Source organism: Gluconacetobacter sp., from assembly GCF_047721585.1.
Taxonomy (GTDB): Bacteria; Pseudomonadota; Alphaproteobacteria; order Acetobacterales; family Acetobacteraceae; genus Gluconacetobacter; species Gluconacetobacter dulcium.
In genome coordinates, this window is sequence record NZ_JBDNXE010000131.1 from 1 (window position 1) to 10,012 (window position 10,012).

Genomic DNA, 10,012 nt, shown 5'->3' on the forward strand with positions numbered 1-10,012 from the left:
TGAACCCGGACACTGGAACTGGAACTGGTGGAGATCCGGGATGTGGTGGCACAAGGCGGGATGTGGTGGGACAGAAATCGGCGGTCGCGCGCTGGGTGTGGGGATTGCAAGGGGGGCGTGAGGCCCCGCGCGGCGCGGACAGTGGATTTGGAACTTGGGGTGATTTCACCCCGCCGGCGGACGGTTGGATTGGAACTGTCGGCGCCGGGCGCTCAGGGGGCTCTCAGCGGCTCGTAATCGGTTCTTAGGGCATCTCATGGAAGAGCATTTTGACCTTCCCGACGATGCAGAGCTGGTCGGATCGCTCCGCCTCGCCCCAGCACACATTCTCCAGCGGCACCTCGTCCGGCGGGTATATCGTATTGTCGCTGGAGATGCGAATGCTGCCGTCGGCGCGGAGGGAGAGGCGCTTCACGAGCAGCTGGCCATTGAGGACCATGACGTAGACGCCCGAGAGGTTGCTTGATCGTCTAGTGTCAACGACAAGCGCGTCGTCACTATTGATTGTCGGAACCATGCTATCACCATTCGCGTGAATAATAATAGCGTCGTTCGGGTGGACGTTTACCTTATCAAGTATGGCCTTAAATATCTGAATAATGATCGGCTTTGGCTTTTCATCGTTCAGAAGACCAAATCCTGCCGATGCGCGAACGTCGTAATACCGAACATCAACGACATTTTGGTTGGCAGCGACAAACGCCTGGTGCGCGGGGAATGCTGCGGCATCACCCTCGGACTCCATGGAGCCAACCCCTTCGGCTAGCCAGTCCAGAGACACTCGGCATGCCTTTGCAAGCGCGATCATAGCGCTCGCCTTCATGTCGCGGCCGGCGATGTAGTTGTTCAGCGTCCCAACATGCATGCCAGCAATCGTAGCTATATGGCTATTTCCTCCCGCCTGACGGACAGCAATCTTCAGACGCTCGGCCCTCGCCTTGATTGCCGCAGTTTCGTCGTCGGGGTCGGAATTCCGTGCGGGTTCCATCTGATCGCGCGCGCCAGCCATTTATCTATGAAAATTCAGATAGATAGACGTTTGTCTACTATCATTACGAGAAATTTAAGTTCGGAAGAGACATTTGTCTTTGTGAATAGCCATTCATATGATTATCCTCTGGCTTATGGATCAGACCGTAACATCTGATCCGGGGTTGAAAATAAAGGCCGGTTGGTGCCGGCCTGGTTCGAACGAGGGGCGCAATATGGCACGAAAGCCGTGCGCAATGCCAATGCATGTCGAAGACATTAAGGCCGAGCTGCGCAAGCGGTATGGCAGTTTGGCTAGCATCAGTCGCCAATTGGGGTTGAACCCCAATGCGTTGACCGCAGCTATCCACAAGCCGGGAAATTCCGTCCGCTCCGAACGGCGCATCGCCGAGCTTCTGGAGAAGGCGCCGCATGAGGTGTTTCCAGACCGTTTCCACAAGGACGGGACTCCGATTTCGCGTGTCGTTGATCGGAAACCTACCTGCCGGATTCCCGACCGTCTTCGTGCAAACGGGGTGGCGGCATGAACGTCAAGAAGGTCAAGCTGGCGGACATCGATCCGCGCTTTGATGCCCGTATCCGCCCCGTCGACAGCGGCTTCGCCGGGATCGTCGCCGAGAGTTTCGCGGAGCGCGGGCAGGATACTCCGATTGAAATACGATATGGGTCCGGCGAGGAAGGCGCGCCGAAATATATCCTGGTGGCGGGTGCCCGGCGGCTGTTTGCCGCGCAGATGCTGGGCTGGGACAGTCTGGATGCCATCATCTCGAAGCTGAACGCCGACCAGGCGCGGCTGAGAGAGATCGACGATAATCTGCTGCGCGACGATCTGGATGTGCTGTCGCGGGCGCGGTCGCTGTATGAGCGGAAGGAGGTTTATCTCCGGCTGTATCCGCAGACGCGGAATGGCGGCGACCGGCTGTCGGAGCAGTTCGCAACCGTTGCGAACTGCTCCGCCCCCCGTTTCACGGTCGATGCAGCCGACAAGCTGGGCGTCAGTGAGCGCAGCATTCAGGGATACATCGCCCTGTATCGCGCCCTCCAGCCCGAAACGGTGCGGGCGCTCCAGGGCACGACGTTGGCCGACGACCGGGCGGAGCTGCTCTATATCGGCAAGATCGAGCACGAGATCGAACAGGTCGTGCTGGTCAAGAAGGCGTTGGAAGCCGGGAAGAAGCCTTCGGAGCTGGCCGAGGAGAAGGTTGCGCCCATCCCGACCGAGGCGATGTGGCTGGCGATGGGCCGCAAGGCGGCGGCGAAGATCATCAAGATGGATGCGCCGGCCCAGCGGGTACTGCTGGAGGAACTGGTCAAGGCGGGTCTGATCTCGCGTGACCAGATCGTGCGGGGGGCGTTGGCGTCATGAAACATCCGGTTTCACAGAACGCCCACGCGCATGACGTGCGGCGGTTCGTCGGGCAGCGGATCAAGGACGCACGCGCCCGGCAGGGCCTGACGGCGATCGATCTGGCGACGGATGCGAATGTCTCGATCGGCACGGTGCGGAATGTCGAGAGTGGGGCAACGGAGATCGGGTTCGGCGCGATGCTGGATCTGTTCTGGGCGCTGGATTTCTCGGCTGACGATGTGCTGGCGATCCTGGCTGAGGATGCGCGGGCGCGTGGGGGTGCGGCATGAAGCGGCGCGTCCATACCATGTCTTCGGCGGAGCTTGTCGTGGCGGCCGAACTCATGAACGGCAATTGCGGGGCGATTGTTTCGATAGTCGAGATTTCCGGGTGCGGCAACGTCTGGAATGGCGACCTGATCATGCTGCACGACATCACCGACAGGGATGCTGACGGCGTGGCCCTGGTCAATGTCCTGGAGGTCGTGAGGACGGTCGGCCCTGAGACCGTTCAGGGCTTGCTGCCCGGCTATGGCATGCTGACCCTGAAGAGGGTGGCATGAGCCGCCGTCCCGTGCCGGGACAGTTGTCCCTGCTGGACTGGATGCCGCCGGAGCCGGTGGTGCAGTTCGACGAGCGGCTGATTCGGGCCAATTCGTTCTCGGGCCGGCTGTCGCGGGCCATTTCGATCAGCCTTCAGGAATGCGGGCAGTCTCGCGAGGACGTGGCGGCGCGGATGTCGGCCATTCTGGAGCGGCCGGTCAGCCTGCCGATGCTGAATGCCTATTCGTCGGCGATGCGCGAGGGCCATCAGATCAGTGTGCCGCGTTTCGACGCCCTGGTGCATGCGACGGCGGATCGCCGGCTGCTGGAGTTCATAGCGGAGCCGCACGGCTGGGCAGTGATCGAGCGGCGGTATCTGCCGATGATCGAACTGGCGGCGGTCAGTGAACAGAAAAAAGACCTGGCGCAGCGTGAGCGGATGCTCCGGCGCCAGGCCGTTCGGGGAGTTCGGTGATGGTCAAAGTAACGGAAGAAGTCCTCTTTGAAGGTGGTGCGCTTTTTACCGCAGAGATGCTTGGCCTCGTTGTTCAGGAAGATAGTCAGGGAGTGATGTCCTTTGACAATTGTCTCCCTGAAGGTGAGGCGAAAGTGAGCCTTTCTATCTCGCAGTTCCGGTTCCTGGCTGCGCTCTTTGTATTTGCCGCACGAGAATATTCCGCAAGTGATCGGCCATCGTATCTGGCTTCATGGCTGGAAGGATATCGAACTGCGTCGAAACCGAACCCTCAAATTTCATTTGGGCGTCGCCGCGGCAAGTTATCCTGACCTTAGCAGTCACCTCGAATAAATATTCATTCGAATTATTGGCGGACACAGTTGTCATGCAAATATCAAAAACGTCAAATTCGAGCGTTTTTTCCCAAATGGCCTGCGCAGCCGAAGAAGCATCTGACGGCGCAGGTGAGGATTCCCCAGCCGGCGGGAAGAGCATAAATTGGGACACGAATTCCTCCATGGTTGGTGTGGACAGCCCCATGGTGGAACGGGCGGCGCGAGTCTGGCAATTGGCCGGCCGTGCCGCCCAGCCCCGGCAGGTGGCGGCATGAGCGCGCCTGCTGACCGAGCACCGTCCGCGTTCGAGATGGTGCTGGCGGAGATGCGGGACTGGCATCGCGCCTATAGCGCCTGCCGGATCGCGTTCCATGAACTGGCGCGGGAGATGATCAAGCACCCCGTGTCGCTGATGCATCTGCCTCCGGACGTGGCGCAGATGCTGTGCCTGATCGCGGTGGATGAGCATCACATCGCGGAATTCATCGCGCCGCATATCGACCCTGAGTGCCGCGACAGCGTGCTGGCTCGTCTGGATGGGGAGGCCCGCATCCTTTGCCACCAGCAGGGTGATGGGGGCGGCGATGCTGAAGCGTGAGTGGGCGACGGTGCGTGAGATCGCGGAGCTTGGCTTGCCGGGCATTCCCGATGCCAGCGCGCTCCAGAAGCGGGCCGCACAGCACCAGTGGAACCGTCCGGAATGGCGCAATATCGCGTGGCGCCCCCGTCAGGGGGCCGGTGGTGGTGTTGAATACCATTACCGGCTGCTGGATCGGGTGGCGCAGTTGGCGTGGATGACGCGGTTTCAGGACGTATCGGAGGCGTCGGAGCGGGCGGCGCTGGCCGAGAGCGACGCGCGCTATTCCGAGGAATGGCGGGCATTCGCGGGGAAGTCGGAGCGCCAGAAGGCGAAGGCGCTGGAGATACTGGGATACCTGGATCGTATCCAGCGGCTGGCGGATAGCGGCCTGACGGTGGAAGAGGCCGTTCACGAGGTGCGTCTGGCGGCCGGCCTGCCGCGCACGACGGTCATGAACTGGCGGCGGCGGGTGAAGTTCGTGCCGCGTCCGCACTGGCTGCCGTTTCTGGCACCGGGCCATGTCGGCTGCACCCTGAAGCGGGCTGGGTGCGACGAGGCGGCTTGGGAATTCTACAAGTCCGACTTCCTCCGCCCCGAGAAGCGGACGCATGCGGACTGCTATCGGGATCTGGAAGACGCGGCCGTAGAGAATGGTTGGGTGATTCCTTCCGCGAAGACGCTGATCCGCTGGATCGACGAGATCCCGGCCGAGGTCGTGAAGCTGGCGCGCAGCGGCCGAGACGCCGTGAAGGCCATGTTGCCGCCACAAGAGCGTGACCGGACGCATATGCATGCGCTGGACGGCGTGAATGCAGACGGTCACAAGTTCGACGTTTTCGTAATGTGGCCGGATGGCACGATTGCACGTCCGATTATGGTGGCCTGGCAGGACCTGTATTCGAACATGATCCTGTCGTGGCGGGTGGACCGGTCGGAAAATACCGACATGGTCCAGCTTTCCCTGGGCGACATGGTTGAGAAATGGGGCATCCCGACCAAGGCGTATCTGGATAACGGTCGCGCCTTTGCCTCGAAGCGCCTGACTGGCGGCACGAAAACCCGTTACCGGTTCAAGGTGAAAGAGGGCGACGTCAATGGCGTCATGACCGTCCTGGGTATCGATGTGCATTGGGCTTCGGTCTATTCCGGACAGTCCAAGCCGATCGAGCGTGGGTTCCGGGATATGGCGCAAAGTATTGCCAAGCATCCGGCTTTCGCGGGGGCTTATGTCGGCAATAAAGTCGATGCCAAGCCGGACAATTACGGATCGGCGGCAGTGCCTCTTGATCTGTTTCTGAGCGTGCTCTCAGCGGGCATTAAGGAGCATAATACCCGCAAGAACCGCGACACGCTGGTCTGCGGTGGGGTCAAGAGCTTCGAGCAGGCTTTCCGGGAGAGCTACGAGAGCAGCATCATCAGGCAGGCCGGCCCGGAGCAGCGCCATCTGTGGCTGATGGCGGCGGAACAGGTCACGGTCAACAAGAAGGACGGATCGATCCGGTTCATGGGCAACCGGTATTGGGCGGACTTCCTGCATCAGCATCACGGTGCGTCGGTTGTCGTCCGGTTCGATCCGCAGAACCTGCATCTGGATCTGCATGTATTCGATGCGAAGGGCCATTTCCTCGGAAATGCTCCGGTCATTGAGCGTACGGGCTTCGACAATACCGAGGCGGCCGGAACGAAGAAGAGGGCAGAGCGCCAGTTGCAGAAGGCGGCCAAGATGCGTCTGGACGCCGAGCGCACGCTGACGCCGAAGCAGGTCTTCGAACTGATGCGGAAGCCGGACGATGACCCGGAAGAGCTGATGCGCACAAAGGTCGTGCGGCCGCTGTTCCCGAAATCCCCCGTTGTCGTCGGCAATACTGCGCTGGCGCATGCGGCATTCGCCGACGAGGACGAAGACGATCTGGAGCGGGCGATGGCCATGGAGCGCGTTGCGCGCGGCTATCTCCGCCCCGTCGAAGACGAAGAAGAGTGACGCGGCATATCTCACCGCCGCGTCACCAGATCAACATAACAGGGAAGACCCCACAGTAATGACGAACGACAACATGAGCAACCAGAATGGCGCGTCCGACGATGACGCGCTGCGGCAGCGGGTCCAGGAGGAACTGGAGCGGCGCCGGATCTCGCGTCGGCAGGCGGCGGACGCCATGGGCGAGGCGTATCAGACGTTCTCCGCCTGGCTGAACGGCACGTATAACGGTGACAACGAGAAGCGTGCGGAGAAGGCTCGGCGGTGGCTGGATGGCCTGGTGCGCCGCGATCAGGAACGGTCTCTGGTGCCGACTGTGCCCGGATTTGTGCAAACGCGCACGGCGAACCGTCTGTTCACGGTCATGGAGGGCGCGCAGTTCGGCCCGGACATGGGTCTGATCGCGGGCAAGGCTGGCGTGGGCAAGACGATGGCGATCCGCGCCTATGCCAGCCAGAACAACAATGTCTGGGTGATCACGGCCACACCGAAAAAGACCAGCCCGAGCGCGATCCTGGACGAACTGGCAGAGCAGATCGGGGTGCAGGTGCGTGGTTCCCGCCAGGAACGTGCCGTGCTGCGGCAACTGTCCGGATCGGCCGGACTGTTGATCGTGGACGAGGCACAGCATTTGGGCGTGCCCGCGATTGAGATGCTGCGGTCAATCCACGATCAGGCCGAGATCGGCGTGGTGCTGTGCGGCAACGCGCCGCTGATCGGCAAGATCGACGGCCTTGGGCGCACGGCCGATCACGCGCAGATCTTCAGCCGCATCGGTCATCGTCGGCACGTCGAGTCCGTGTTGCAGAGCGATGTGTGCCCGATCCTGAAGGAATGGGGCTTGGACGATGCCGATGTCATCACTGTCGCCAAGAACATCGCTCAGCGGGAGGGTGCGCTGCGATCGATGACCAAGGTGCTGCGCAACGCGATGCGCCTGGCGCGGGTCCACGGCCGGGAGAGCGTGACCATGGGGGACATGGAAGCGTCGTGGGAGGTCCACATGACCGGGGAATTCCCTCGTGTCGTCAAGAAAGCCGCGTAACGCGCGAACCTGAAGGGGAAAGACCATGACAGTATTGAGCAGCTTCTCCTCCGGGGGGGGGCACGGCCCTGCCGGGCATCGAGAAGAACGTGCCATTTCCGACGAACGTGCGGGGACCCTCCGGATCGGGAATGAGGGAGCGCCGGGCCGCACTGATCCGGAGCATGGAGGTCGGGGACTCGATCTTCGTCACCGAGGCGGTGCCGTCCTGGCAGGCGTCGTTCACGGCGGTGTCGAAGGAGACGGGCTGGAAGTTCATCGGGAAGATGGACGGCAAAAAGAAGAAGCGCTTCTGGAGGTCGGCATGAGCGAGACGTTGACCATGTCGGTGATGGACACACTGCACGACGTGACCATGGACACGATTTTCGACGCGGCAGAGCGGTTCGATGCTCTGGTGTCGCGTATGCGGGCGCTCATGGCCGATTTCGAGGCAGTTACTGCGGCCGACATGGCACTTTGGCTTCGCGGCTCGTGGGGCGCGCACCCTCGGCCCGTCGAGGTCGTAATCCTGGATTTCTTCGATCGCCTGCCCGGCAGCATGACCGGGCGTGAGATCGCGGCCGGATTGGAGGGACGGTAGATGCATACACCCCTGACCCAGATCAAAAGCTGCACGCGCCGGATGCGCGAGGCGGCGCAGCTGGCGCATGCGTGCTCCGGCCCGGTCACGCTCAGCGCCGCCGAGCATCGCGAGCTGGGCGATTTCCTGATGCGTCTGGCGATCGACATCGAGGGCGCGGTCGGCGCGGCGGTGGTCGATCACACCCTGACGAAGATGGATCTGACGATTATGGATGCCGAGTTCGTCGAGGTGCGGCCGTGAGCGGGCGAATGCACGCCACGACCGGCGATCTGGACTGCGTCGTGGCGCGGATCGGCGTGCAGGCCATGTGCCGCGCCAAAGATGGATTGGGAGACGCGGATGAGATGATGGGGGAGGCGGCCGATCAGGTCGCGGCCTTCTTCAAATGCGAGAACGCAGGAGATTTGGACGGCGCCGCCCGGCATGCGGTCGAGGCCGCAGCTCGGATGACGCTGGTCGCCATGCTGCTGTGCCTGTTCGCGGCACACAACACACCGAAGAAAGTGGTGCATTGAGATGAATAGCGATTCCACGGTCATGACCGAAAAGCCTCCCGTCAGGACATTGACGGACGCGCAGGGCCGCGCGGTGCCCGTCAGCTGCATTCGTGCGTCGGTGATCCTCCAGCACGAGGTGGCGGAGAAAATCCGTGAGCGGTTCGAGGCGCTGGCGGAATATAACCGCGCCGAGAAAGCCGCGATTTTCGCCGAGCTGGAGGCGTTTCGCGGCCTCCTGGAGCAGGAATATGGCATGCGCGCGGGCGGCACGCGCGGCGGCATGACTATTCGCACATATGACACGCATACCGAGATCAAGCTGGAGGAGCGCGATTACTATCGCGTCACGCCGGAGATCGGTATCGCCCAGGCGCTGATCGGGAAGATCCTCGACGATCTGACCGAGCAGGCAAGCGTGTCCCTGCGGGCGATCGTCATGCGGGCCTTCGATACCGACAAGAAGACGGGACAGCCGAATGTCGGGTCGATCCTGAAGTTGAAATCCATGGTGATCGACCATCCGCAATGGCCCGAGGCGAAGCGCGCGCTGGAAGACTCCCTTGTGGTCATTTCGTCGAAATCGGCGGTGACGTGCCATACGCGGCCGGACCTCAGCCGCACGCGCGACCAGCTTGTCGTCGATTTTTCGCGGTTGTGAGGGTGTGATGGAAGACAAGGAAATCCGCATGCGTTGCCTGGAGCTGGCTGCGACGCACACAAATGGGAAGTGGACGTACGCTGAGATCGCCGATGTGGCCCAGCGCCTTGCTGCTACAGTGACGGATGGCTGTGCATACGGGAATTTTCCGCGTGCCGAGCCTGTGGTTTGTCCTTGGTGCTGGCGCGAGGCGGATAAGGTTAATAGGCTTCTGGTCCTCAACAATAACGGGATTTGCTTTGAATGCGTTGATATGGCGGCAGAGAGGGTTCGTTCTTTGCGGGAAGAGGGAAAAGTCACTCTCAGCATGAAAGAGCCCACCCCATGACGCGCCGCCCCCACATGCTCGGCACTACGCCGAGCAACCCCGCGCGGGGCGTGCTCTATACGAAGCTGGCCATCGCGCGGAAAGAACTGGGCCTGGACGATGACAGCTATCGTGCGGTTCTGGTTCGCGTCGGCGGCCATTACAGCGCCAAGGATATGTCGGTCGGTCAGATCGAGGCGGTGCTGAGGGAGTTCCGGCGCCTGGGCTGGAAGCCGAAGCTGGCGACCGGGAACCGCCGCACACCGGATAGCGCGAAGGCGTATGTGCGCAAGATCTATGCCCTGTGGCGCGACATGGGGACGATGCTTGCTTGCGGTGGTTCCGTGGAATCTCTGCGGGCACACATAGAGAAACAGACTGGCGTATCGGCGCCGGAGTTCCTGACCGTGGAACAGGCAATGCAGGTCATCGAAGGGCTGAAAGCGTGGCGGGCGCGCCTGCTGAGGGGGAAATCATGAGCGGCGTAAAGGGAAAGCGCATCGTTTGGACGGCCGAGATGCGCAGCGAGGCCGTGGATATGCGTATCGCCGGGGAATCGCTCTGCGCGATCGGGCGCGCGGTTGGTGTGTCGCATGCGGCCGTTCGATCGATGCTGGAGCGGGAGCTGACCGATCCGTTTGACCGGGCGCGGAATCAGGCGCTCCGGCGGGCGTATTCGCCGCGAGGAT

Annotated in this window: 18 protein-coding genes; 17 read left to right on the forward strand and 1 reads right to left on the reverse strand. The window is 61.8% G+C overall.

Translation table 11 applies throughout. From position 1 onward, the window contains the following. Nucleotides 1-244: 244 nt before the first annotated feature. Nucleotides 245-1,009, reverse strand: coding sequence for a LexA family transcriptional regulator (locus ABF821_RS17475; RefSeq protein WP_415530974.1), 765 nt, complete (start codon nucleotides 1,007-1,009; stop codon nucleotides 245-247). A 97-nt stretch (nucleotides 1,010-1,106) separates the two neighbouring features. Here ABF821_RS17475 and ABF821_RS17480 point away from each other — a divergent pair, with 97 nt between their 5' ends. From ABF821_RS17480 to ABF821_RS17560, 17 genes are all read left to right on the forward strand, one after another. Continuing rightward, the gene (locus tag ABF821_RS17480) at nucleotides 1,107-1,517 is read left to right on the forward strand and encodes a helix-turn-helix domain-containing protein (RefSeq protein WP_415530975.1); all 411 of its coding nucleotides are present in this window, start codon (nucleotides 1,107-1,109) and stop codon (nucleotides 1,515-1,517) included. Then, nucleotides 1,514-2,356: a ParB N-terminal domain-containing protein gene (locus tag ABF821_RS17485; RefSeq protein WP_415530976.1), complete on the forward strand. Its 843-nt coding sequence runs from the start codon at nucleotides 1,514-1,516 to the stop codon at nucleotides 2,354-2,356. Before ABF821_RS17480 ends, ABF821_RS17485 begins: the two co-directional genes overlap by 4 nt. Beyond that, a complete protein-coding gene (locus ABF821_RS17490; RefSeq protein ID WP_415530977.1) occupies nucleotides 2,353-2,628 on the forward strand; it encodes a helix-turn-helix domain-containing protein in 276 nt (91 codons plus the stop codon). Before ABF821_RS17485 ends, ABF821_RS17490 begins: the two co-directional genes overlap by 4 nt. Then, complete coding sequence (locus ABF821_RS17495; RefSeq protein ID WP_415529863.1) at nucleotides 2,625-2,900, forward strand: hypothetical protein; 276 nt, start codon at nucleotides 2,625-2,627, stop codon at nucleotides 2,898-2,900. Before ABF821_RS17490 ends, ABF821_RS17495 begins: the two co-directional genes overlap by 4 nt. Next, nucleotides 2,897-3,355 carry a hypothetical protein gene (locus ABF821_RS17500; RefSeq protein ID WP_415529864.1) on the forward strand — a complete coding sequence of 153 codons (459 nt, stop codon included), beginning with the start codon at nucleotides 2,897-2,899 and terminating at the stop codon, nucleotides 3,353-3,355. Before ABF821_RS17495 ends, ABF821_RS17500 begins: the two co-directional genes overlap by 4 nt. Continuing rightward, complete coding sequence (locus ABF821_RS17505; protein ID WP_415530978.1) at nucleotides 3,355-3,666, forward strand: hypothetical protein; 312 nt, start codon at nucleotides 3,355-3,357, stop codon at nucleotides 3,664-3,666. Before ABF821_RS17500 ends, ABF821_RS17505 begins: the two co-directional genes overlap by 1 nt. A gap of 277 nt (nucleotides 3,667-3,943) precedes the next feature. Further along, complete coding sequence (locus tag ABF821_RS17510; protein ID WP_415530979.1) at nucleotides 3,944-4,270, forward strand: hypothetical protein; 327 nt, start codon at nucleotides 3,944-3,946, stop codon at nucleotides 4,268-4,270. Next, entirely contained in the window at nucleotides 4,257-6,233 is a 1,977-nt protein-coding gene (locus ABF821_RS17515; RefSeq protein ID WP_415530980.1) for a transposase domain-containing protein, read from the forward strand. Before ABF821_RS17510 ends, ABF821_RS17515 begins: the two co-directional genes overlap by 14 nt. Before the next feature lie 58 nt (nucleotides 6,234-6,291). After that, nucleotides 6,292-7,275, forward strand: coding sequence for an AAA family ATPase (locus tag ABF821_RS17520; RefSeq protein ID WP_415530981.1), 984 nt, complete (start codon nucleotides 6,292-6,294; stop codon nucleotides 7,273-7,275). 131 nt (nucleotides 7,276-7,406) lie between these two features. Continuing rightward, on the forward strand, nucleotides 7,407-7,583 hold the full coding sequence (locus ABF821_RS17525) for a hypothetical protein (RefSeq protein WP_415530983.1): 177 nt from the start codon (nucleotides 7,407-7,409) through the stop codon (nucleotides 7,581-7,583). After that, complete coding sequence (locus ABF821_RS17530; protein WP_415530984.1) at nucleotides 7,580-7,858, forward strand: hypothetical protein; 279 nt, start codon at nucleotides 7,580-7,582, stop codon at nucleotides 7,856-7,858. Before ABF821_RS17525 ends, ABF821_RS17530 begins: the two co-directional genes overlap by 4 nt. Next, on the forward strand, nucleotides 7,859-8,101 hold the full coding sequence (locus ABF821_RS17535; RefSeq protein WP_415530985.1) for a hypothetical protein: 243 nt from the start codon (nucleotides 7,859-7,861) through the stop codon (nucleotides 8,099-8,101). An 8-nt stretch (nucleotides 8,102-8,109) separates the two neighbouring features. Beyond that, a complete protein-coding gene (locus ABF821_RS17540; RefSeq protein ID WP_415530986.1) occupies nucleotides 8,110-8,376 on the forward strand; it encodes a hypothetical protein in 267 nt (88 codons plus the stop codon). A 1-nt stretch (nucleotide 8,377) separates the two neighbouring features. Continuing rightward, nucleotides 8,378-9,016, forward strand: a complete 639-nt coding sequence (locus ABF821_RS17545; protein ID WP_415530987.1) for a DUF3164 family protein — start codon at nucleotides 8,378-8,380, stop codon at nucleotides 9,014-9,016. Nucleotides 9,017-9,023: 7 nt separating this feature from the next. Further along, nucleotides 9,024-9,344 carry a hypothetical protein gene (locus tag ABF821_RS17550; protein ID WP_415530988.1) on the forward strand — a complete coding sequence of 107 codons (321 nt, stop codon included), beginning with the start codon at nucleotides 9,024-9,026 and terminating at the stop codon, nucleotides 9,342-9,344. Next, nucleotides 9,341-9,802, forward strand: coding sequence for a phage protein GemA/Gp16 family protein (locus ABF821_RS17555; protein ID WP_415530989.1), 462 nt, complete (start codon nucleotides 9,341-9,343; stop codon nucleotides 9,800-9,802). The genes ABF821_RS17550 and ABF821_RS17555 overlap by 4 nt, the downstream gene beginning before the upstream one ends. After that, nucleotides 9,799-10,012, forward strand: a 214-nt coding sequence (locus ABF821_RS17560) for a hypothetical protein (RefSeq protein ID WP_415530990.1), incomplete at its 3' end; no start/stop codon positions are given. The genes ABF821_RS17555 and ABF821_RS17560, both read left to right, overlap by 4 nt.